At 57.1% G+C, this 23,555-nt stretch carries 19 protein-coding genes, 2 pseudogenes and 1 other annotated feature (1 of these 22 only partly in view); of the genes and pseudogenes, 15 read left to right on the top strand and 6 right to left on the bottom strand.

Annotation, left to right across the window (positions count from 1 at the left end):
• Positions 1-8, top strand: a sequence feature (Thr leader region) (it extends 110 nt beyond the left edge of the window).
• A gap of 25 nt (positions 9-33) precedes the next feature.
• From thrA to AS136_RS10695, 4 genes are all read left to right on the top strand, one after another.
• On the top strand, positions 34-2,496 hold the full coding sequence (gene thrA / locus AS136_RS10710; protein WP_008807509.1) for a bifunctional aspartate kinase/homoserine dehydrogenase I: 2,463 nt from the start codon (positions 34-36) through the stop codon (positions 2,494-2,496).
• A gap of 1 nt (position 2,497) precedes the next feature.
• Positions 2,498-3,427, top strand: a complete 930-nt coding sequence (gene thrB, locus AS136_RS10705; protein WP_008807508.1) for a homoserine kinase — start codon at positions 2,498-2,500, stop codon at positions 3,425-3,427.
• Between the two features lie 3 nt (positions 3,428-3,430).
• Positions 3,431-4,711: a threonine synthase gene (gene thrC / locus AS136_RS10700; protein ID WP_023322049.1), complete on the top strand. Its 1,281-nt coding sequence runs from the start codon at positions 3,431-3,433 to the stop codon at positions 4,709-4,711.
• Positions 4,712-4,905: 194 nt separating this feature from the next.
• Positions 4,906-5,205, top strand: a complete 300-nt coding sequence (locus tag AS136_RS10695) for a DUF2502 domain-containing protein (RefSeq protein WP_012968980.1) — start codon at positions 4,906-4,908, stop codon at positions 5,203-5,205.
• A gap of 39 nt (positions 5,206-5,244) precedes the next feature.
• On the opposite strand, the gene yaaA is transcribed toward AS136_RS10695, so the two are convergent.
• Entirely contained in the window at positions 5,245-6,018 is a 774-nt protein-coding gene (gene yaaA / locus AS136_RS10690) for a peroxide stress protein YaaA (protein ID WP_008807505.1), read from the bottom strand.
• Between the two features lie 77 nt (positions 6,019-6,095).
• Positions 6,096-7,526 carry an alanine/glycine:cation symporter family protein gene (locus AS136_RS10685; RefSeq protein ID WP_016160272.1) on the bottom strand — a complete coding sequence of 477 codons (1,431 nt, stop codon included), beginning with the start codon at positions 7,524-7,526 and terminating at the stop codon, positions 6,096-6,098.
• Positions 7,527-7,728: 202 nt separating this feature from the next.
• Between AS136_RS10685 and tal the strand changes: the two genes are divergently transcribed.
• The 3 genes from tal (at position 7,729) to AS136_RS10670 (ending at position 10,793) form a co-directional block, all read left to right on the top strand.
• A complete protein-coding gene (tal, locus tag AS136_RS10680; RefSeq protein ID WP_004204228.1) occupies positions 7,729-8,682 on the top strand; it encodes a transaldolase in 954 nt (317 codons plus the stop codon).
• Positions 8,683-8,781: 99 nt separating this feature from the next.
• Entirely contained in the window at positions 8,782-9,369 is a 588-nt protein-coding gene (gene mog / locus AS136_RS10675; protein WP_008807503.1) for a molybdopterin adenylyltransferase, read from the top strand.
• Positions 9,370-9,488: 119 nt separating this feature from the next.
• Positions 9,489-10,793, top strand: a complete 1,305-nt coding sequence (locus AS136_RS10670; protein WP_012968977.1) for an MFS transporter — start codon at positions 9,489-9,491, stop codon at positions 10,791-10,793.
• 56 nt (positions 10,794-10,849) lie between these two features.
• Here the strand turns inward: AS136_RS10670 and satP are convergent, their stop codons facing one another.
• The 3 genes and pseudogenes from satP to AS136_RS10655 form a co-directional block, all read right to left on the bottom strand.
• Positions 10,850-11,416, bottom strand: coding sequence for an acetate uptake transporter (gene satP / locus AS136_RS10665; RefSeq protein WP_012542907.1), 567 nt, complete (start codon positions 11,414-11,416; stop codon positions 10,850-10,852).
• Positions 11,417-11,504: 88 nt separating this feature from the next.
• Positions 11,505-12,254 (bottom strand): annotated as a pseudogene (msyB, locus tag AS136_RS10660) (acidic protein MsyB).
• Between the two features lie 27 nt (positions 12,255-12,281).
• Positions 12,282-12,686: a DUF2541 family protein gene (locus AS136_RS10655; RefSeq protein WP_063266763.1), complete on the bottom strand. Its 405-nt coding sequence runs from the start codon at positions 12,684-12,686 to the stop codon at positions 12,282-12,284.
• 386 nt (positions 12,687-13,072) lie between these two features.
• Between AS136_RS10655 and dnaK the strand changes: the two genes are divergently transcribed.
• From dnaK to nhaR, 4 genes are all read left to right on the top strand, one after another.
• Positions 13,073-14,989: a molecular chaperone DnaK gene (dnaK, locus tag AS136_RS10650; protein ID WP_008807498.1), complete on the top strand. Its 1,917-nt coding sequence runs from the start codon at positions 13,073-13,075 to the stop codon at positions 14,987-14,989.
• 87 nt (positions 14,990-15,076) lie between these two features.
• On the top strand, positions 15,077-16,210 hold the full coding sequence (gene dnaJ / locus AS136_RS10645; protein ID WP_008807497.1) for a molecular chaperone DnaJ: 1,134 nt from the start codon (positions 15,077-15,079) through the stop codon (positions 16,208-16,210).
• A gap of 175 nt (positions 16,211-16,385) precedes the next feature.
• Positions 16,386-17,561: a Na+/H+ antiporter NhaA gene (gene nhaA / locus AS136_RS10640; protein ID WP_008807496.1), complete on the top strand. Its 1,176-nt coding sequence runs from the start codon at positions 16,386-16,388 to the stop codon at positions 17,559-17,561.
• 54 nt (positions 17,562-17,615) lie between these two features.
• Positions 17,616-18,512, top strand: a complete 897-nt coding sequence (gene nhaR, locus AS136_RS10635; protein ID WP_008807495.1) for a transcriptional activator NhaR — start codon at positions 17,616-17,618, stop codon at positions 18,510-18,512.
• Between the two features lie 119 nt (positions 18,513-18,631).
• Here nhaR and rpsT read toward each other — a convergent pair whose 3' ends face one another.
• Complete coding sequence (gene rpsT, locus AS136_RS10630) at positions 18,632-18,895, bottom strand: 30S ribosomal protein S20 (protein WP_002887965.1); 264 nt, start codon at positions 18,893-18,895, stop codon at positions 18,632-18,634.
• 116 nt (positions 18,896-19,011) lie between these two features.
• On the opposite strand from rpsT, the pseudogene AS136_RS29335 reads away from it, so the two are divergent.
• From AS136_RS29335 to lspA, 4 genes and pseudogenes are all read left to right on the top strand, one after another.
• Positions 19,012-19,217 (top strand): annotated as a pseudogene (locus tag AS136_RS29335) (DUF2575 domain-containing protein); the annotation flags it as partial.
• A gap of 7 nt (positions 19,218-19,224) precedes the next feature.
• On the top strand, positions 19,225-20,163 hold the full coding sequence (gene ribF, locus AS136_RS10625; RefSeq protein WP_008807494.1) for a bifunctional riboflavin kinase/FAD synthetase: 939 nt from the start codon (positions 19,225-19,227) through the stop codon (positions 20,161-20,163).
• Positions 20,164-20,206: 43 nt separating this feature from the next.
• Positions 20,207-23,023, top strand: coding sequence for an isoleucine--tRNA ligase (ileS, locus tag AS136_RS10620; protein WP_032733435.1), 2,817 nt, complete (start codon positions 20,207-20,209; stop codon positions 23,021-23,023).
• The gene (lspA, locus tag AS136_RS10615) at positions 23,023-23,523 is read left to right on the top strand and encodes a signal peptidase II (RefSeq protein ID WP_008807492.1); all 501 of its coding nucleotides are present in this window, start codon (positions 23,023-23,025) and stop codon (positions 23,521-23,523) included. The genes ileS and lspA overlap by 1 nt, the downstream gene beginning before the upstream one ends.
• Positions 23,524-23,555: the final 32 nt, after the last annotated feature.

The raw sequence follows: 23,555 nt of genomic DNA, 5'->3' as shown, positions 1-23,555 counted from the left end.
TTTTTTTTGACAAGAGATCAAGGGGTAAGAACCATGCGAGTGTTGAAGTTCGGCGGTACATCAGTGGCAAATGCGGAACGTTTTCTGCGGGTTGCCGATATTCTGGAGAGTAATGCCAGGCAGGGGCAGGTAGCGACCGTACTGTCTGCCCCGGCGAAGATCACCAACCACCTGGTGGCGATGATTGAAAAAACGATCGGTGGCCAGGATGCCCTCCCGAATATTGCCGACGCTGAACGCATTTTTGCCGAACTTCTCCAGGGCCTTGCCGATGCCCAGCCCGCTTTCCCGCTTGCCCAACTGAAAGCCTTCGTTGAGCAGGAATTTGCTCAGATTAAGCATGTCCTGCACGGCATCAGCCTGCTGGGCCAATGCCCGGATGGGGTTAATGCCGCGCTGATCTGCCGTGGCGAAAAGCTCTCCATCGCCATCATGGCGGGTCTGCTGGAAGCCCGTGGACATAAAGTCAGTGTGATTAACCCGGTCGAAAAACTGCTCGCCGTGGGCCACTATCTGGAATCCACCGTCGATATCGCCGAATCCACCCGCCGCATTGCCGCCAGCCAGATCCCGGCAGACCATATGATCCTGATGGCCGGATTTACCGCCGGCAATGAGAAGGGAGAACTGGTGGTGCTGGGGCGTAACGGCTCCGACTATTCGGCGGCGGTACTGGCCGCCTGCCTGCGCGCGGACTGTTGCGAAATCTGGACCGATGTCGACGGGGTGTATACCTGCGATCCGCGCCAGGTGCCAGATGCGCGTCTGCTGAAATCAATGTCTTATCAGGAGGCGATGGAGCTCTCCTACTTTGGCGCGAAAGTGCTGCATCCGCGCACCATTGCCCCTATCGCTCAGTTTCAGATCCCATGCCTGATCAAAAATACCGGCAACCCGCAGGCGCCGGGAACGCTCATCGGCGCCAGTCGCGATGAAGACGACCTGCCGGTGAAAGGCATCTCTAACCTCAACAATATGGCGATGTTCAACGTCTCCGGTCCGGGGATGAAAGGTATGGTCGGCATGGCGGCACGCGTCTTCGCCACCATGTCCCGCGCTGGCATCTCGGTGGTATTGATCACCCAATCCTCTTCGGAGTACAGCATCAGTTTCTGCGTGCCGCAGAGCGATTGCGCGCGTGCCAAACGGGCGATGGAAGATGAGTTTTATCTCGAGCTGAAAGAGGGGCTGCTGGAGCCGCTGGCCATTATGGAGCGTCTGGCCATCATCTCCGTGGTGGGCGACGGGATGCGTACCCTGCGCGGTATCTCGGCGAAATTTTTTGCGGCGCTGGCCCGCGCCAATATCAATATCGTGGCGATTGCCCAGGGCTCTTCCGAGCGCTCTATTTCGGTGGTGGTCAGCAATGACGACGCCACCACCGGCGTGCGCGTGACCCATCAGATGCTGTTCAACACCGACCAGGTGATTGAAGTGTTTGTCATCGGCGTCGGCGGCGTCGGCGGCGCGCTGCTGGAGCAGATCAAGCGCCAGCAGGGATGGCTGAAGAACAAACATATCGATCTGCGCGTCTGCGGTGTAGCCAATTCTCAGGCGCTGCTGACCAGCGTTCATGGCCTGAATCTGGAGAACTGGAGTGAAGCGCTGGCTGAGGCGAAAGAGCCGTTTAATCTTGGCCGTCTGATCCGCCTGGTGAAAGAGTACCACCTGCTCAATCCGGTGATCGTCGACTGTACCTCCAGCCAGGCGGTCGCCGATCAGTACGCCGACTTCCTGCGCGAAGGTTTCCATGTGGTGACGCCGAACAAAAAGGCCAATACCTCTTCGCTGGATTACTATCACCAGCTGCGCCATGCGGCCAGCAGCTCGCGCCGTAAGTTCCTCTATGACACTAACGTTGGCGCTGGCCTGCCGGTGATTGAGAACCTGCAGAACCTGCTCAACGCCGGCGATGAGCTGCGCCACTTCTCCGGGATCCTTTCCGGCTCTCTGTCCTTTATCTTCGGCAAGCTGGACGAGGGGGTGAGTTTCTCAGCCGCGACGGCGCTGGCCCGTGAGATGGGGTATACCGAGCCGGATCCGCGCGACGATTTATCCGGGGTGGATGTCGCGCGTAAGCTGTTGATTCTGGCCCGTGAGACCGGGCGTGAACTGGAGCTGTCAGACATTATCGTGGAGTCGGCGCTGCCGGCGGACTTCGACGCCAGCGGCGACGTCGAAACCTTTATGGCCCGTCTGCCCTCGCTGGACGATGGGTTTGCCTCGCGGGTTGCTAAGGCACGTGATGAAGGTAAAGTCTTGCGCTACGTCGGTAACATCGAAGAGGATGGTACCTGCCGCGTGAAAATTGCCGCCGTTGACGGCAACGATCCATTATTCAAAGTCAAAAATGGTGAGAACGCGCTGGCCTTTTACAGCCACTATTATCAGCCACTGCCGCTGGTGCTGCGCGGCTATGGCGCCGGGAACGACGTCACGGCGGCCGGCGTATTTGCCGACCTGCTGCGCACCTTGTCCTGGAAGTTAGGAGTTTAAGATGGTCAAAGTATATGCCCCGGCTTCCAGTGCCAATATGAGCGTCGGGTTTGATGTGTTGGGCGCGGCGGTCACGCCGGTGGATGGCACGCTGCTGGGCGATAACGTCACTGTTGAAGCGGCGGAGCAATTCAGTCTGCACAATCTGGGACGCTTCGCCAGCAAACTGCCGACGGCGCCGCAGGAAAACATTGTTTATCAGTGCTGGGAAAGCTTTTGCCGGGAGATCGGTAAGACGGTACCGGTGACGATGACCCTGGAAAAAAACATGCCGATCGGCTCCGGGCTCGGCTCCAGCGCCTGCTCGGTGGTCGCCGCGCTGGTGGCCATGAACGAGTTCTGCGGTAAGCCGCTCAACGAGACGCGGATGCTGGCGCTGATGGGGGAGATGGAAGGGCGTATCTCCGGCAGCATTCACTACGATAACGTGGCGCCGTGCTATCTTGGCGGCATGCAGTTGATGATCGAAGAGAACGGGATTATCAGCCAGCAGGTGCCGGGGTTTGATGAGTGGCTGTGGGTGTTGGCCTATCCGGGGATTAAAGTATCCACCGCCGAAGCGCGGGCGATTCTGCCGGCACAATACCGCCGCCAGGATTGTATCGCCCATGGTCGCCACCTCGCGGGCTTTATTCATGCCTGCTACACCCGCCAGCCGCAGCTGGCGGCAAAATTGATGAAAGATGTCATTGCCGAACCGTACCGTACCAAACTGTTGCCGGGCTTTAGCGAAGCGCGCCAGGCGACAATGGAGATCGGTGCGCAGGCTTGCGGCATCTCCGGCTCTGGCCCGACGCTGTTTGCGTTGTGTGATAAACCGGACACCGCACAGCGCGTCGCCGACTGGCTTGGCGCGCACTATCTGCAGAATCAGGAAGGCTTTGTTCATATTTGCCGGCTGGACACGGCGGGCGCACGCGTAGTGGGATAACCAATGAAACTGTATAACTTAAAAGATCATAACGAGCAGGTCAGCTTTGCGCAGGCCGTCACCCAGGGACTTGGCAAGCATCAGGGTCTGTTCTTTCCGCACGATCTGCCGGAATTCAGCCTGACTGAAATCGACGACATGCTGGCGCAGGATTTTGTCACCCGCAGCGCCAAAATTTTATCGGCCTTTATCGGCGATGAGATCCCGCAGGATGTCCTGCAGCAGCGGGTGCGCGCAGCGTTTGCGTTTCCGGCGCCAGTAAGCAAGGTTCAGGACGATGTCGGCTGCCTGGAGCTGTTCCACGGCCCGACGCTGGCGTTTAAAGATTTTGGCGGCCGCTTTATGGCGCAGATGCTGACCCATATCGCCGGCGATAAGCCGGTCACCATTCTCACCGCAACCTCCGGCGACACCGGGGCGGCGGTGGCGCATGCCTTCTACGGTCTGCCGAACGTTAAGGTCGTGATCCTCTATCCGCGCGGTAAGATCAGCCCGCTGCAGGAGAAGCTGTTCTGTACCCTCGGCGGCAACATTGAAACCGTGGCGATTGATGGCGACTTTGATGCCTGCCAGGCGCTGGTGAAGCAGGCGTTTGACGATGAAGAGCTGAAGGCCACGCTGGGGCTCAACTCGGCTAACTCCATCAACATCAGCCGCCTGCTGGCGCAGATCTGCTACTACTTCGAAGCGGCGGCGCAGCTGCCGCAGGAAGCTCGCAATCAGCTGGTGATTTCCGTGCCAAGCGGCAACTTCGGCGATCTGACCGCTGGTCTGCTGGCCAAGTCGCTGGGTCTGCCGATTAAGCGCTTTATTGCCGCCACCAACGCGAACGACACCGTTCCCCGTTATCTGCAGGGCGGCGAGTGGGCGCCAAAAGCCACCCAGGCGACGCTGTCTAACGCCATGGACGTCAGCCAGCCGAACAACTGGCCGCGCGTCGAGGAGCTGTTCCGCCGTAAAATCTGGCGCCTGAGCGAGCTGGGTTACGCCGCGGTCGATGATGAGACCACCAAAGCGGCGATGCGCGAGCTGAAGGCCATCGGCTACATCTCTGAGCCGCACGCGGCGATTGCCTGGCGCGCGCTGCGCGATCAGCTGAAGCCGGGAGAGTACGGCCTGTTCCTCGGTACCGCGCATCCGGCGAAATTCAAAGAGAGCGTGGAAGAGATCCTGCAGGAAACCCTGCCGCTGCCGAAGGAGCTGGCTGACCGCGCCGACCTGCCGCTGCTGTCCCACAATCTGCCGGCGGATTTCGCCGCGCTGCGTAAGCTGATGATGGGCTAGTATTGTCGTTCATCCACCAGCTAAACCGGGCCTGGTGCCCGGTTTTTTTACGCTCGAAGATGGAGATATTGTGTACGAACGAGCAATAAATGCGGCGCACTCTAGATTCAGATTGCAGAGAATAATCAGAATAGTTTTGTGGCGTTAATATTTTGCTATCGGCCCATAACGGGGACGGATAGAAGAGGTCACTTATGACAACGCTGAAATCTGCTTTGCTGGCACTTTCTATATTGCTGGTCGCTCCTGCGTTGGTTCATGCCGACGAAATCACCCTGCTCCCGGCGGTGAAGCTGCAAATCGGCGATCGCGATGATTATGGGCACTACTGGGATGGCGATCATTGGCGCGATCGTGACTGGTGGGCTCACCATTATGACTGGCGTGACGATCGCTGGCGCCCGCATGATGATTATCGCCACCATGATCGCGACGATGATGACGATCAAGGCCATCATGGCCATGGGCACGAGCGGCATCACCACGACGACTGATCATCTTTGCCCCCGCTGAGAGGCCGGGGGCATCGAGGCCTACTGCTCGTGGCGTTTAAACACCAGTTCGCCTTTCTCCGAAGCCTCCGCATCAAAGAAATAGCCTTCGCTATTAAAGGCTTTGAGCTGCTCCGGCTGGGTTAAGCGGTTTTCGATAATGTAGCGACTCATCAGACCGCGCGCCTTTTTCGCATAGAAGCTGATCACTTTGAATTTACCGTTTTTCTCATCGAGGAAGACCGGCTTGATCAGCTGACCCTGCAATTTTTGCGTTTTCACCGATTTAAAATACTCATCGGAAGCCAGATTGATGACGATATCGTCGCCCTGAGCCTGCAGCGCCTGATTCAGCTTCTCGGTAATGGTCTCGCCCCAGAACTGGTACAGATCTTTGCCGCGCGGGTTTTCCAGACGGATCCCCATCTCCAGGCGGTAGGGCTGCATCAGGTCCAGCGGGCGCAGCACGCCATACAGGCCGGAGAGCATGCGCAGGTGTCGCTGGGCGAAGTCAAAGTCGTCCTCGGTGAGCGTCTCTGCCTGCAGGCCGGTGTAGACATCGCCCTTAAAGGCAAGGATCGCCTGGCGGGCATTTTGCGGCGTAAAGTCAGGATGCCAGTCGTGGAAACGGGTGGCGTTCAGATCCGCCAGCTTGTCGCTAATGCTCATTAGCTTGCCGATTTGCGGCGCGGTCAGCTTACGAGCGATGCCGATAAGCTGTTGAGAATACTCGAGGAGTTCGGGCTGGGTATAGCGAGTCGTTGCCAGCGGGCTTTGATAATCGAGCGTTTTAGCAGGTGAAATCAGAATCAGCATATCCAGTCCTTGCAGGTAATTTCGACGAATTTTAACAAAAAAAGTGCATGGTGGGATCGATAGCTGCGATTGCCGCGCTATTCGCGCGGCAGTTCATTCCAGGCGCCCGGGGCCAGTTGCTGGTGAATATCCGGGTAGCGGGCGGCATCGAAAGTGGGCTGGATACCCAGCCGCCGCTGGCGCAGATAATCGCTGGCGATAATCCGCACCGTCGGGGAAAGCAGCAGGATGGCCGTCAGGTTGGTCATCGCCATCAGCGCCATGATGATATCCGCGCTCTGCCAGACGACAGGCAGGCTTACCAGGGTCCCCAGCAGCACCATCAGGACGGTGAGTATTCGCAGCCCCCAGATGTAGCGAGGCTTATCCAGACGCAGAAAGACCAGATTATTTTCCGCATACACGTAGTTGGCCACAATAGAGCTAAAGGCGAACAGCAGCACGATGAGGGCGATAAAATCGGCTCCCCAGCCGCCGACCAGCACGCTCATCGCATGTTGCAAGTCCTGAATGCCATTGAGCGTATATTCATTGTCGGGGCGCGGCGCCAGCATGACGATAATCGCGCTGGCAGTACAGATCACGATGGTATCGATAAACACGCCAATCATCTGCACGATCCCCTGCGCTGCCGGGTGCGGCGGCCAGGAGGCGGCGGCCGCGGCGGCGTTAGGCGAAGAACCCATCCCTGCTTCATTGGAGAACATGCCGCGCTGGAAGCCACTGGTCAGTGCCTGGCTGATGGAGTAGCCCACCGCGCCGGCGGCGGCTTCCTGCCAGCCGAAGGCGCAGCGAAAGATGGTGGCAAAAATGGTCGGCAGGGCGGTGACGTGCCACAGGCCGATGAGCAGACTGGTGGCGATCCACAGCAGCGCCATGATGGGCACCAGCCATTGCATCAGGCGCGCCACGCCGCGCAGGCCACGGAGAATGGCCAGGAAAACGAAAATGGCCAGCACGCCGCCGCTGACTGCCGCTGGCAGATCGAACGCATAGTGCAGGGCATGGGCCACCGAGTTGGCCTGCACGGTATTAAAGATAAATCCATAGGCCAGCAGCAGAAGGATCGAAAACAGGACACCCATCCAGCGCATGCCGAGACCGCGCGCCATATACCACGCCGGGCCGCCGCGAAACTGTCCCTGGCTGTCGCGCTCTTTGTATAGTTGCGCAAGAGAACACTCAGCGAAGCTGCTGGCCATGCCGAGCAGGGCGGAAACCCACATCCAGAATACGGCCCCAGGCCCGCCGGCAGCGATCGCTAGCGTCACCCCGGCAAGGTTGCCGCTGCCGACCCGGGCGGCAAGACTGGTACAGAGCGCCTGGAAGGATGTTAAACCGCCCGGCTGCGGGTGCAGGCTTTTTTTCAGACTGCGGCCGAATTTGCGCACGTAACGGAACTGAATACCCCGGGTTTGCCAGCTAAACCAGATCCCCGCCCCCAGTAACAGATAAATCATCACTGAGCCCCAGAGTATTTCATTGATAAATGAGAGAAAATCAGGCATTAAACATCCTCTTGTCCATGCCGGTACGCTTGTGTAAGCGTTACCAATTAAGTGACAATCCTTTCGCTTTCAGCAAATTAAGCGGCACAGTTTATCACACTCTGCGCTCTTCTCTCGTCGGCGGTTGCGCTGACCCGGCAGCGTGTTATCATCTGGGCAGACCGGTTACATCCCCTTAACTGCTGTTTAAGAGAAATATATCATGACGGATAAATTAACTTCTCTGCGTCAGTACACCACTGTCGTCGCTGACACCGGAGATATTGCGGCAATGAAGCTGTATCAGCCTCAGGATGCCACCACCAACCCTTCCCTGATTCTCGGCGCGGCTCAGATCCCTGAGTACCGTAAGCTGATTGATGACGCTGTGGCCTGGGCACGTAGCCAGAGCAGCGATCGCGCGCAGCAGATCCTCGATGCTTCCGACAAGCTGGCGGTGAACATCGGTCTCGAAATCCTGAAACTGATCCCGGGCCGTATTTCCACTGAAGTGGATGCACGCCTCTCCTATGATACTGAAGCGTCTATCGCGAAAGCCAAGCGCATCATCAAGCTGTATAACGACGCGGGCATCAGCAACGATCGTATTCTTATCAAGCTGGCTTCCACCTGGCAGGGCATTCGCGCCGCTGAACAGCTGGAAAAAGAAGGCATCAACTGTAACCTGACGCTGCTGTTCTCCTTCGCTCAGGCTCGCGCTTGCGCCGAAGCGGGCGTCTTCCTGATTTCGCCGTTTGTTGGCCGTATCCTCGACTGGTACAAAGCTAACACCGACAAGAAAGAGTACGCGCCGGCAGAAGATCCGGGCGTGGTTTCCGTCAGCGAAATCTACGAATACTACAAGCAGCACGGCTATGAAACCGTGGTGATGGGCGCCAGCTTCCGTAATGTTGGCGAAATCCTGGAACTGGCCGGCTGTGACCGCCTGACCATCGCCCCGGCGCTGCTGAAAGAGCTGTCTGAAAGCGAAGGCGCCGTTGAGCGTAAACTGGTTTATACCGGCGAAGTGAAAGCGCGTCCGGAACGTATTACCGAATCTGAGTTCCTGTGGCAGCATAACCAGGATCCGATGGCGGTAGACAAACTGGCGGAAGGTATCCGTAAGTTTGCGATCGACCAGGAAAAACTGGAAAAAATGATCGGCGAACTGCTGTAATCCCGCAGGTGGCCGACGCCCGTCGGCCACATTACACTGTCTGTCCCGCCTCCGGCAGTGTATCATTTCGTTTAACGCCACAGTTTGAACGGAATAACCATGAATACCTTACGAATCGGCTTAGTTTCCATCTCCGATCGCGCCTCCAGCGGCGTCTATCAGGATAAAGGCATCCCGGCACTGGAAGAGTGGCTGGCGCGTGCCCTCACCACCCCTTTCGAACTGCAAACCCGCCTGATTCCGGATGAGCAGGTGATCATTGAGCAAACGCTGTGCGAACTGGTTGACGAGATGGGGTGCCATCTGGTGCTGACCACCGGCGGAACCGGCCCTGCACGTCGCGATGTGACGCCTGACGCAACGCTGGCGATTGCCGATCGCGAGATGCCGGGCTTCGGCGAGCAAATGCGCCAGGTTAGCCTACACTTTGTGCCGACGGCTATCCTTTCCCGGCAGGTCGGGGTGATCCGCAAGCAGGCGTTGATCCTCAACCTTCCCGGACAACCGAAAGCGATTCAGGAGACCCTGGAAGGGGTAAAAGATGCTGACGGCAAGGTACTGGTGCACGGTATTTTTGCAAGTGTACCTTATTGTGTACAGTTGCTGGAGGGGCCTTATGTGGAAACCGATGGCCGTGTGGTAGAAGCATTTCGTCCTAAGAGCGCCAGGCGCGAAACTTTATCCTGAATTTAATGCATTTGTGACATAACCTGCATCGCTGATGGTGTGCCGTTTTATTTACGATATAGTGCTGTTTACTTTACACGCTATAAATCACGCTGCACACCTCAGGATGAAATCGCGTTATGTCATATGCAAACCGACCGCTAAACCGCCAGGATTATAAAACGCTGACGCTGGCCGCCCTGGGCGGCGCGCTGGAGTTTTATGACTTTATCATTTTCGTTTTCTTTGCCGCCGTCGTCGGTGAGCTCTTCTTTCCCGCAGATATTCCCGAATGGCTCCGTCAGGTACAAACCTTTGGCATTTTCGCCGCCGGTTATCTGGCGCGCCCGCTGGGGGGGATCATCATGGCCCACTTTGGCGATCTGGTGGGACGCAAGAAAATGTTCACCCTCAGCATCCTGCTGATGGCGCTGCCGACCCTGGCGATTGGCCTGCTGCCAACCTATAGCTCGGTGGGCATCGTCGCGCCGTTGCTGTTACTGCTGATGCGTATTCTGCAGGGGGCGGCGATCGGCGGGGAAGTTCCTGGCGCCTGGGTGTTTGTCGCCGAGCATGTCCCGGAAAAACGCATTGGTATCGCCTGCGGTACTCTGACGGCCGGCCTGACGGTTGGCATTCTGTTGGGGTCGGTGGTGGCGACGCTTATCAACACCAGCCTGACGCCGCAGGGGATCCACGACGGCGGCTGGCGGATCCCCTTCCTGCTGGGCGGTGTATTTGGTCTGATTGCGATGTATCTGCGTCGCTGGCTGCAGGAGACGCCGATTTTTCTTGAGATGCAGCAGCGTAAAGCGCTGGCGCAGGAGCTGCCGGTAAAAGCGGTAGCGCTGAAGCACCAGAAGGCGGTGGTGATCTCTATGCTGCTGACCTGGCTGCTGTCGGCAGGCGTGGTGGTGGTGATCCTGATGTCGCCGGTCTGGCTGCAGAAACACTATGGCTTCGCGCCGGCGATTACCCTGCAGGCCAATAGCATCGCCACGATTATGTTGTGCATCGGCTGTCTGCTCGCCGGGCTGGCGGCGGATCGCTTTGGCGCCAGCCGGACTTTCATCGTCGGCAGCCTGCTGCTGGCGGTTGCCAGCTGGGCATTTTACCACCTGTCCGGCGCCAGCCCGCAGCGGCTGTTTCTGCTCTACGGCACGGTGGGGCTCTGCGTCGGGGTGGTAGGGGCGGTGCCTTATGTCATGGTGCGGGCCTTCCCGGCTGAAGTGCGCTTCACCGGCATCTCATTTTCCTACAACCTGTCGTACGCGATCTTTGGCGGCCTGACGCCGATTGCGGTCACCATGCTGATGGGCGTGTCGCCGATGGCGCCAGCCTGGTATGTGCTGGCCCTCTCGCTGATGGGGCTAGGATTAGGTATCTGGCTGCGTCAGGGGCTGATGGCGTCGGCGGGATTGCCGGAAGGGGAACTGCAGCGTTGAGTCTGGTTTACCGATGATGACCTGCCGCCGCCCTGTGACAGGACGGCGGCGGACGATTAACGTGGTTCGCCGATCGGCAGCACGGTGCGGCCGAACTGCTCGTTCAGCACTTCACCCATCGCCAGGTAAATAGCGCTGGCGCCACAAACCAGGCCGACCCAGCCAGCGACTTTCACAATGCCTTCGTTATCCACCAGATGACCAATCGCCAGCAGCGCGAACAACACGGTCAGGCTCAGGAAGACAAACTGCAGCATGCGGGCTGCTTTCAGGGTGCCAAAGAACATAAACAGGGTAAAGACGCCCCACAGGCCGAGGTACATGCCGAGGAAGTGCGCGTTAGGCGCTTCCGCCAGACCCATTTTCGGCATCAGGAGGATAGCCACCAGCGTCAGCCAGAAGCTGCCGTAGGAGGTAAAAGCGGTTAAGCCAAAGGTGTTGCCTTTCTTGTATTCAAGCAGGCCGGCAAAAATTTGCGCAATGCCGCCGTAAAAAATGCCCATCGCCAGGATAGCTACATCGAATGCGAACAGGCCGCTATTCGCCAGGTTAAGCAGAATAGTGGTCATGCCGAAGCCCATAAGGCCCAGCGGTGCCGGATTAGCCAACTTAGTGTTGCCCATAATTCCTCAAAATTATCATTAAAAGGGAAGCATTACCCCGCGACTTGGCGGCGGGGCGCGGCATAATAATGAGGCGCTGAAGGGCTGTCTATGATCTGGCGGGGTATTTTTCACCAATTTCTGTTGCGCCCGACGGCGGCTGGATCATTTGCCGTAAACAGGCAATATGCAGGACCGCAGGGATGGTGACCCGGTAAGCGCTGCCGCTCACCGCTTTGACGCTGTTCAGCGCGGCGCCGAGCGGCCCGCCCAGCCCGGCGCCGCGCACCAGACCATGACCAATAACGCTTACGGCGGCATGGGTGCGCAGAATGGCGGTTAAGCGCTCGTCCAGCAACAGGGCGACCCCTTCGCTTAGCTTGCGGTGCCTCAGCAGATGGGGCAACAGATTTTCCAGCTCATGGCTCCGGCAATCGACCGCGGCAAGAAATTGTGCCTTTTGCTCCGCATCCAGCTTATTCCAGCTGTGCTGCAGGAAATGTTCCAGTAACTGCTATTCGATCTGCGGCGTCGTCATCTGTTTGTCGACCTTCGCCTTCAGCCGTTTACACACATCCAGCAGGATCGCGCGATAAAATTTGCCGTGGCGGCGTAGGGTGTTGGCGATGCTGTCGCCGCCAAAATGCTGTAGCTCTCCGGCAATCAGCTGCCAGTTGCGGCGATAGCGTTCAGGGTGGCCCTCCATTGCTAAAAAGGTCTCGTTGCGCAGCAGCGTGCTGGAGAGGCGGGGTTTGCCGTTTTCGCCGTGGGTCAGAATACGGGTAAAAGCTTCCAGATGCGCCTCGCTGCACTCAGGAAGAAAGGCCAGATCGTCATCTGCCAGATAGTTAATATGCATAAATCATCCCTCCTCAGGATAACGAGGTTAGTCGTCGCCGACAATTTTTAATGAGGCCATATCTGAGGAGTGGACCGTGTGGCCGGAGAAGGCGATTTTCTTCACACAGCGTTTGCTGTCGTTATCGCTATTGATGTTGATCCAGCCGGAGGTGCTGCCCTCTTTTATCCCGGCGGGGACGTTCAGCGTATGGCTGGCGCCGCGGCTGGCCTTAAAGTAGACCGTCGCCCCGGAGAGCTGTACATCGCCGCGCTCGGCGCTGAGCTGAATGCGTTTGACGACCCGACAGACCGGGAGTTTCAGTGTCAGGTCGTTGGTTTCATTGCGCGGCATGGCTACCACACCGAGGATTTTATGGTCGTTGGTGGCCGCCGAGGTGATAAACGATAAGCCGAGGATAAGCCCCGCGGAAATCCGGAATAGTGGTTTCATCAATCTGTCCCCTGAATAAGTAAAGTGCGACGGCGAGGGATATTATCACCAGGGGCGTAGGGCCATTAGCGCGCAAGTATTGCGGGTTATGTCAATGATATTATGAATATATTTTGTTTTCACATTCATCATTTATATATGTATTTCGCTGCCTCTTTTGGCGCCTGACAATGTCGCTCGGGACGCTTTTCACGACTCAGGTCGGGGCCCGGTGCAAAAAATTTTTAGGCTTGCCCCTTGATGCCGGGGTGGGCGACCCCATCTTGTAGTCAACCGCAGTGAAGAACCTGAAAAAAAATGATGTCTGGGCAGTTGAAACCGCACGTTTCGCCCTTATTACAGGTTCACAACCACATGTTGATCGAATTTTTAGTGGAGACGTTTAGATGGGTAAAATTATTGGTATCGACCTGGGTACTACCAACTCTTGTGTAGCGATTATGGATGGCACTACTGCACGCGTGCTGGAGAACGCCGAAGGCGATCGCACCACGCCTTCTATCATTGCCTATACCCAGGATGGTGAAACTCTGGTTGGTCAGCCGGCTAAACGTCAGGCAGTGACAAACCCGCAAAACACCCTGTTTGCGATTAAACGCCTGATTGGCCGCCGCTTCCAGGACGAAGAAGTTCAGCGTGACGTTTCTATCATGCCATACAAAATTGTTGCCGCAGACAATGGCGACGCATGGCTGGATGTGAAAGGCACCAAAACAGCACCGCCGCAGATCTCTGCTGAAGTGCTGAAAAAAATGAAGAAAACGGCTGAAGATTACCTGGGTGAACCGGTAACTGAAGCGGTTATCACCGTACCGGCTTACTTCAACGATGCGCAGCGTCAGGCAACCAAAGATGCTGGCCGTATCGCCGGTCTGGAAGTCAAACGTATCATCAACGAACCGACCGCGGCGGCGCTGGCTTACGGTCTGGATAAAGAAGTTGGTAACCGCACTATCGCGGTATACGACCTCGGTGGTGGTACTTTCGATATCTCTATTATCGAAATCGACGAAGTTGACGGCGAGAAAACCTTTGAAGTACTGGCGACCAACGGTGACACCCACCTGGGCGGTGAAGACTTCGATACGCGTCTGATCAACTACCTCGTTGATGAGTTCAAGAAAGATCAGGGCATTGACCTGCGTAACGACCCGCTGGCCATGCAGCGCCTGAAAGAAGCCGCTGAGAAAGCGAAGATTGAACTGTCTTCTGCTCAGCAGACCGACGTTAACCTGCCGTATATCACTGCAGATGCGACCGGTCCGAAACACATGAATATCAAAGTGACTCGCGCGAAACTGGAAAGCCTGGTAGAAGACCTGGTTAACCGTTCCATCGAGCCGCTGAAAGTGGCCCTGCAGGATGCTGGTCTGTCCGTTTCCGATATCAACGACGTGATCCTCGTTGGTGGTCAGACTCGTATGCCGATGGTGCAGAAAAAAGTCGCTGAGTTCTTCGGTAAAGAGCCGCGTAAAGACGTTAACCCGGATGAAGCTGTGGCGATCGGCGCAGCGGTTCAGGGTGGTGTACTGACGGGTGATGTGAAAGACGTTCTGCTGCTGGACGTAACCCCGCTGTCGCTGGGTATCGAAACCATGGGCGGCGTGATGACAGCGCTTATCAACAAAAACACCACTATCCCGACCAAGCACAGCCAGGTGTTCTCTACTGCAGAAGACAACCAGTCTGCGGTAACCATCCATGTGCTGCAGGGTGAGCGTAAACGCGCGTCTGATAACAAATCACTGGGTCAGTTCAACCTGGATGGTATTAACCCGGCGCCGCGCGGTATGCCGCAGATCGAAGTCACCTTCGACATCGATGCTGACGGTATCCTGCACGTTTCCGCGAAAGACAAAAACAGCGGTAAAGAGCAGAAGATCACCATCAAGGCGTCTTCCGGTCTGAATGAAGAAGAAATTCAGAAAATGGTTCGCGAAGCAGAAGCTAACGCCGAATCTGACCGTAAGTTCGAAGAGCTGGTACAGACCCGTAACCAGGGTGACCATCTGCTGCACAGCACTCGTAAGCAGGTTGAAGAAGCAGGCGATAAACTGCCGGCTGATGACAAAACCGCTATTGAGTCTGCGCTGACCGCGCTGGAAACTTCCCTGAAAGGCGAAGACAAAGCGGATATCGAAGCGAAAATGCAGGCGCTGGCGCAGGCTTCTCAGAAGCTGATGGAAATTGCTCAGCAGCAGCACGCTCAGCAGCAGGCGGGTTCCGCTGACGCTCAGGCGAGCAACGCGAAAGACGACGATGTTGTCGACGCTGAGTTCGAAGAAGTGAAAGATAAAAAATAATCGCCCTTTGAACGGGTAAAACACTGGCACGGGCGAAGAGGTTTCCTCTCCGCCCGTGCACGCATGTTAAGGGGCTGAAAAACACCGATGGCAAAGCAAGATTACTACGAGATTTTAGGCGTCTCCAAAACAGCGGAAGAGCGTGAAATCAAAAAGGCTTACAAGCGCCTGGCCATGAAGTATCACCCGGACCGCAACCAGGGTGATAAAGAGGCCGAAGCCAAATTTAAAGAAATCAAAGAAGCGTATGAAATCCTGACTGATGCCCAGAAGCGTGCGGCCTACGATCAGTACGGCCACGCGGCCTTCGAACAGGGCGGCATGGGCGGCGGCGGCGGTTTTGGCGGCGGTGCGGATTTCAGCGATATCTTTGGCGATGTTTTCGGCGATATCTTTGGCGGCGGACGTGGTCGTCAGCGCGCGGCGCGCGGCGCCGATCTCCGTTACAACATGGAGCTGACGCTGGAAGAAGCGGTGCGCGGCGTCACCAAAGAGATCCGTATTCCGACGCTGGAAGAGTGCGACGTCTGTCACGGCAGCGGCGCCAAGGCCGGCAGCAAGCCGCAGACCTGTCCGACCTGTCATGGCGCAGGCCAGGTGCAGATGCGTCAGGGCTTCTTTGCGGTACAGCAGACCTGTCCGCACTGTCAGGGACGCGGTACGCTGATTAAAGATCCATGCAACAAATGTCATGGTCATGGGCGTGTAGAGAAAACGAAAACCTTGTCGGTTAAAATTCCGGCAGGTGTGGACACCGGCGATCGGATCCGTCTGGCGGGCGAAGGCGAAGCTGGCGAGCATGGCGCACCGGCAGGCGATCTGTACGTACAGGTCCAGGTGAAGCAGCACGCTATCTTTGAGCGTGAAGGTAATAACCTGTACTGCGAAGTCCCGATCAACTTCACGATGGCGGCGCTGGGTGGTGAGATTGAAGTGCCGACGCTCGACGGTCGCGTCAGTCTGAAAGTGCCGGGTGAAACCCAGACCGGCAAGCTGTTCCGCATGCGCGGCAAAGGTGTGAAATCCGTTCGCGGCGGCGCCCAGGGCGATCTGCTGTGCCGCGTGGTGGTGGAGACGCCGGTAGGGCTGAACGAGAAGCAGAAGCAGCTGCTGAAAGAGCTGCAGGAGAGCTTCGGCGGCCCGACCGGGGAAAACAACAGCCCGCGTTCGAAAAGCTTCTTCGACGGTGTGAAGAAGTTCTTTGACGACCTGACCCGCTAATTCCGCTTTTCCTGATATCCGGCCCGGGCCTTGCTGCCCGGGCTTTTTTTGCCTTACGCCTCCTCTTTTATTCGTAAAAAACGAACTTTAAAGCAATTTAAATCTGATTTTTTCGAGTTATCAGTGTGTGTATTATGCTTTTATCGAGTTATTCACCAACAGGATGAAAGTAAAAGTGAAACATCTGCAACGATTCTTTAGTAGCGATGCTTCCGGCGGCATTGTCTTAATCATTGCCGCCGCGCTGGCGATGGTGATGGCCAATACCAGCGTGACCAGCGGTCTGTATCACTCCTTCCTGGAGACGCCAGTTCAGCTGCGAGTGGGGGCGCTGGAGATCAATAAGAACATGCTGTTATGGATCAATGATGCCCTGATGGCGGTGTTTTTTTTACTGATTGGCCTGGAGGTCAAACGTGAGCTGATTCAGGGGTCGCTGGCGAGCCGTCGTCAGGCGGTGTTTCCAGTGATTGCCGCGCTCGGCGGGATGATTGTGCCGGCCCTGGTCTATCTGGCTTTTAACGCCCAGGATCCTGTCGCCAGAGAGGGGTGGGCGATCCCCGCGGCGACGGATATTGCCTTTGCGCTCGGTGTGCTGGCGCTGTTAGGTAGCCGGGTACCGACGGCGCTGAAGATTTTCCTGATGGCGCTGGCGATTATTGATGACCTCGGGGCTATCGTGATTATCGCGCTGTTTTATACCCACGACCTGTCCATGCTTTCGCTGGGCGTGGCGGCGGCGGCAATTGCGGTGCTGGTGGCCCTGAACCTCAGCGGCGTGCGGCGTACCGGGATCTATATTCTGGTTGGCGCGGTGCTGTGGACGGCGGTGCTGAAGTCTGGCGTTCATGCGACCCTTGCCGGGGTGATCGTCGGCTTTATGATCCCGCTCGAGGAAAAGCATGGCAAGTCACCGGCCAAAGCGCTTGAGCATGTCCTGCACCCGTGGGTCGCGTTTATGATCCTGCCGCTGTTCGCCTTCGCCAACGCTGGCGTTTCTCTGCAGGGAGTCACCCTGGCCGGACTGACGTCGCTTCTGCCGCTGGGCATTATGGCCGGGCTGTTTATCGGCAAGCCGCTGGGGATCAGCCTGTTCTGCTGGCTGGCGCTGAAGCTGAAGTGGGCCTCGCTGCCGGAGGGGACCACCTGCAAGCAGATCATGGCGGTGGGTATTCTGTGTGGGATTGGCTTTACGATGTCGATTTTCATCGCCACTCTGGCCTTCGGCAGCGTCGACCCCGCGTTGATCAACTGGGCCAAGCTTGGCATCCTGATTGGCTCAGTGCTATCAGCAGTCATCGGATATCTCATACTGCGTCAGCGCGTGACGGAGACTCGCCTCGCGGTATAACCTTTCTGCAGGAGAGCCTGCGTGGCTCTCCTGGACATTATCAGGGAGAGAAGCATGTCACATATCAACTACAACCATCTGTACTACTTCTGGCACGTGTATAAAGAAGGGTCCGTCGTTGGCGCGGCGGAGGCGCTGTTTCTGACGCCGCAGACGATTACCGGGCAGATCAAAGCCCTGGAAGAGCGCCTGCAGGGTAAGTTGTTTAAGCGAAAAGGAAGGGGACTGGAGCCGAGTGAGCTGGGCGAGCTGGTCTTCCGCTATGCCGACCGCATGTTTACCCTCAGCCAGGAGATGCTCGACATCGTCAACTACCGCAAAGAGTCGAATCTGCTGTTTGATGTCGGCGTCGCTGATGCGTTATCCAAGCGGCTGGTCAGCGGCGTGCTGGATGCCGCCGTCGTTGAGAGTGAGCAGATCCATCTGCGCTGTTTTGAATCCACCCATGAGCTGCTGCTGGAGCAACTGAGCCAGCATAAGCTCGATATGATTATCTCTGACTGTCCGATCGACTCGACACAGCAGGAAGGGCTATTTTCGGTGAAGATTGGCGAGTGCAGCGTCAGCTTCTGGTGCATGAACCCGGCGCCGACGAAGCCGTTTCCGGCCTGTCTGGAAGAGCGACGGCTGCTGATCCCCGGTCGGCGTTCGATGCTGGGGCGTAAACTGCTGAACTGGATTAACGTGCAGGGCCTGAAGGTGGAGATCCTCGGCGAATTTGACGATGCGGCGCTCATGAAAGCCTTCGGCGCCGCGCATAATGCGATATTTGTCGCGCCGACGCTCTATGCGCATGATTTCTACTATGACGAATCGATTATCGAAATTGGCCGCATGGATAGCGTGATGGAGGAGTATCACGCTATTTTTGCCGAGCGAATGATTCAGCATCCCGCGGTTCAGCGCATCTGTAATCGCGATTACTCGTCACTGTTTACCGAACCCCGATAGCCTGCCGGCGTGGGCTGGCGTGGCGCTGGCCGCGCCAGCGCGCGTTAGCGGGGGAAGATGGCGGGCATAAAAAAACCCGCTTTCGCGGGTTTCTTTAACAAAGTTCAGCAAGCAGGCGATTAAGCCAGTTTGTTGATCTGTGCAGTCAGGTTTGCTTTATGACGCGCAGCTTTGTTTTTGTGGATCAGACCTTTAGCAGCCTGACGGTCCACGATTGGTTGCATTTCGTTAAATGCTTTCTGTGCAGCAGCTTTGTCGCCAGCTTCGATAGCTGCGTATACTTTCTTGATGAAAGTACGCATCATAGAGCGACGGCTTGCGTTGTGCTTGCGAGCCTTTTCAGACTGAACGGCGCGCTTCTTAGCTGATTTGATATTAGCCAAGGTCCAACTCCCAAATGTGTTCTATATGGACAATTCAAAGGCCGAGGAATATGCCCGTTTAGCCTTCTTTTGTCAATGGATTTGTGCAAATAAGCGCCGTTTAACACCACAGCGCTTCATTACGTAGTGATGGCGCAAGATTCTACCAGCTTGTTGCAGGCGAATACAGCTTTTCCACCATAAAAATCGCCGGGCGCGGCCAGTTTTCCCGCTTTCTCGCGCTGAGTGAATGAATTCCTGAGAACTTTCGTTGCCGAGGTGCAATCGCTGGTTAACGTTGACAGTTGTACAAGGTATACTCGGACGATTTTCACTGTTTTGAGCCAGACATGAAGCTGATACGCGGCATACATAATCTCAGTCAGGCGCCGCACGGGTGCGTGCTGACCATTGGTAATTTTGACGGCGTGCATCGTGGGCATCAGGCACTGCTGCAGCGGTTGCGCGAAGAGGGCCGCCAGCGCGGTTTACCGGTGGTGGTGATGATTTTCGAACCCCAGCCGCTGGAGCTCTTTGCCGCCGATAAAGCCCCGGCGCGGTTGACCCGCCTGCGTGAAAAGCTGGGCTATCTGGCTGAAAGCGGGGTCGACTATGTATTGTGCGTTCGCTTTGACCGCCGGTTCGCCGCGCTAACCGCGCAGGATTTTATCAGCGAACTGCTGGTGCGCCGCCTGGGTGTGCAGTTCCTTGCCGTCGGTGATGATTTCCGCTTTGGCGCTGGTCGCCAGGGGGATTTTTTGTTATTGCAAAAGGCCGGAGCGGAATACGGCTTCGACGTGACCAGCACCCAGACTTTCTGCGAAGGTGGGGTGCGTATCAGCAGTACGGCGGTGCGTCAGGCGCTGGCGGATGACGATCTCCTGCTGGCGGAGACGCTGCTGGGCCATCCGTTTAGCATCTCCGGACGCGTCGTTCATGGTGATGAACTGGGCCGTACCATAGGTTTTCCGACGGCGAACTTACCGCTGCGTCGTCAGGTTTCCCCGGTTAAAGGGGTCTATGCGGTAGAAGTGACAGGGCTGGGCGACAAACCCATAGCGGGCGTCGCCAATATTGGCACCCGTCCAACGGTCGCGGGCGTGCGTCAGCAGCTTGAAGTACATCTGTTGGACGTTGTAATGGACCTCTACGGTCGCCATATCAATGTAGTACTGCGTAAAAAGATACGTAACGAGCAGCGGTTTGCGTCGCTGGACGAGCTGAAGGCGCAAATCGCACGTGATGAGTTAACGGCCCGCGAATTATTTGGGCTGACCAGCCAGGCTTGAGCCGCTGGTGTTTATCAAACCGAAATACGGAACCGAGAATCTGATGAGTGACTATAAATCGACCCTGAATTTGCCGGAAACAGGGTTCCCTATGCGTGGCGACCTCGCCAAACGCGAACCGGGAATGCTGGCGCGTTGGACCGATGATGACCTGTACGGCATCATTCGTGCAGCCAAAAAAGGCAAAAAAACCTTCATTCTGCATGATGGCCCTCCTTATGCGAATGGCAGCATTCATATTGGTCACTCGGTTAACAAGATTCTGAAAGACATTATCGTTAAGTCCAAAGGACTGACGGGCTATGACTCGCCGTACGTTCCGGGCTGGGACTGCCACGGTCTGCCGATCGAACTGAAAGTCGAGCAGCAATACGGTAAGCCGGGTGAGAAATTCACCGCCGCTGAATTCCGCGCCAAGTGCCGCGAATATGCCGCGGAGCAGATCGACGGTCAGCGTAAAGACTTTATCCGCCTGGGCGTGCTGGGCGACTGGTCGCGTCCGTACCTGACCATGGACTTCAAAACCGAAGCCAACATCATCCGTGCGCTGGGTAAAATCATCGGCAACGGTCATCTGCATAAAGGCGCTAAGCCGGTGCACTGGTGCGTTGACTGCCGTTCCGCGCTGGCGGAAGCGGAAGTGGAGTATTACGACAAAACCTCTCCGTCTATCGATGTGGCGTTCCACGCGGTAGACAAAGCCGCGGTACTGGCGAAATTCGGCGTAGCCGACGTCAACGGCCCGGTTTCCCTGGTTATCTGGACCACCACGCCGTGGACCCTGCCGGCTAACCGCGCCATCTCTCTGTCGCCGGAATTCGACTACGCGCTGGTGCAGGTTGACGGTCAGGCGCTGATCCTGGCGAAAGACCTGGTTGAGAGCGTAATGAAGCGCCTTGGCGTTACGGATTACCGTATCCTGGCGGCGGTACAAGGTTCAGAACTTGAACTGATGCGCTTCCAGCATCCGTTCCTCGATTTCGACGTGCCGGCGATCCTTGGCGACCACGTGACGCTGGACGCGGGTACCGGTGCGGTGCATACCGCCGGCGGCCACGGTCCGGACGACTACACCATCAGCCAGAAATACGGTCTGGAAATCGCCAACCCGGTTGGCCCGGACGGTGCTTACCTGCCTGGTACCTATCCGTCTCTGGATGGCATCAACGTCTTCAAAGCCAACGACATCATCGTTGAGATGCTGCGTGACAGCGGCGCGCTGCTGCACGTGGAAAAAATGCAGCACAGCTATCCGTGCTGCTGGCGACACAAATCGCCGATCATCTTCCGCGCCACCCCGCAGTGGTTCGTCAGCATGGATCAGAAAGGCCTGCGCGCGCAATCGCTGAAAGAGATCAAAGGCGTGCAGTGGATCCCGGACTGGGGCCAGGCGCGTATCGAATCGATGGTCGCTAACCGCCCTGACTGGTGTATCTCCCGTCAGCGTACCTGGGGCGTGCCGATGTCGCTGTTCGTGCACAAAGAAACCCACGAACTGCACCCGCGTACCCTCGAACTGATGGAAGAAGTGGCGAAACGCGTTGAAGTTGACGGCATCCAGGCGTGGTGGGATCTCGATTCCCGCGACATCCTTGGCGATGACGCCGACAGCTACGAGAAAGTGCCGGATACCCTCGACGTGTGGTTTGACTCCGGGTCGACCCACTCTTCCGTGGTTGATGTGCGTCCGGAATTCGCCGGTCACGCCGCGGACATGTATCTGGAAGGCTCTGACCAGCATCGCGGCTGGTTCATGTCTTCACTGATGATCTCCACGGCGATGAAAGGCAAAGCGCCATATCGCCAGGTACTGACCCACGGCTTCACCGTCGATGGCCAGGGCCGCAAAATGTCCAAGTCTATCGGTAACACCGTTAGCCCGCAGGACGTGATGAACAAGCTGGGCGCCGATATCCTGCGTCTGTGGGTGGCTTCCACCGACTACACCGGCGAAATGGCGGTCTCCGATGAGATCCTCAAACGCGCCGCGGACAGCTATCGTCGTATCCGTAACACCGCCCGCTTCCTGCTGGCGAACCTGAACGGTTTCGATCCAGCGAAAGACATGGTTAAACCGGAAGAGATGGTGGTGCTGGACCGCTGGGCAGTCGGCTGCGCGCAGGCGGCACAGGAAGATATCCTGAAAGCCTACGAATCCTACGACTTCCATGAAGTGGTACAGCGCCTGATGCGCTTCTGCTCCATCGAAATGGGCTCGTTCTACCTCGACATCATCAAAGACCGCCAGTACACCGCGAAAGCGGACAGCGTGGCGCGTCGCAGCTGCCAGACCGCGCTGTTCCATATCGTGGAAGCGCTGGTGCGCTGGATGGCGCCGATCATGTCCTTCACCGCGGACGAAATCTGGGGCTACCTGCCGGGCGATCGTGAGAAATATGTCTTCACCGGCGAGTGGTATGAAGGTCTGTTCGGCCTGGCCGACGATGAAGCGATGAACGACGGTTTCTGGGATGAATTGCTCAAGGTGCGCGGCGAAGTCAACAAGGTGATCGAGCAAGCGCGTGCGGATAAGAAAGTCGGTGGCTCTCTGGAAGCAGCGGTCACGCTGTATGCCGATGCCGACCTGGCGGCCAAGCTCAACGCGCTGGGCGATGAATTACGATTTGTCCTGTTGACCTCCGGCGCCAACGTTGCCGATTATGCGCAGGCGCCGGCTGATGCCTGGCAGAGCGATCTGCTGAAAGGGCTGAAAGTGGTCCTGAGTAAAGCCGAGGGCGAGAAGTGCCCACGCTGCTGGCATTACACCAGTGACGTCGGCAAGGTAGCGGAACACGCAGAAATCTGCGGTCGCTGTGTGAGCAACGTCGCCGGTAACGGCGAGCAACGTAAATTCGCCTGATGAGTAAATCGATCTGTTCAACGGGGCTACGCTGGCTGTGGGTCGTCGTAGCCGTGCTGATTATCGATCTGGGTAGCAAATTCCTGATCCTCCAGAACTTCGCTCTGGGGGAGACGGTTCCGCTGTTCCCGTCGCTTAATCTGCATTATGCCCGCAACTATGGCGCGGCGTTTAGTTTCCTCGCCGACAGCGGCGGCTGGCAGCGCTGGTTCTTTTCCGGGATCGCGATCGGCATTTGTGTGGTGCTGACGGTACTGATGTACCGTTCGAAGGCGACGCAAAAGCTGAACAATATTGCCTACGCCCTGATTATCGGCGGTGCGCTGGGTAACTTGTTCGATCGCCTGTGGCACGGCTTCGTGGTCGATATGATCGACTTCTACGTCGGCGACTGGCATTTCGCCACCTTCAACCTCGCCGATAGTGCGATCTGCATCGGCGCAGCGCTGATTGTGCTGGAAGGTTTCTTGCCGAAACCGACCGCGAAAGAGCAGGCGTAAATGTCAATGCCGGGTGGCGCTACGCTTACCCG

The sequence above is a fragment of the Klebsiella sp. D5A genome, from assembly GCF_001620885.1.
Lineage (GTDB): Bacteria > Pseudomonadota > Gammaproteobacteria > Enterobacterales > Enterobacteriaceae > Klebsiella > Klebsiella variicola.
This window is presented reverse-complemented; position numbering and strand designations above follow the sequence as displayed.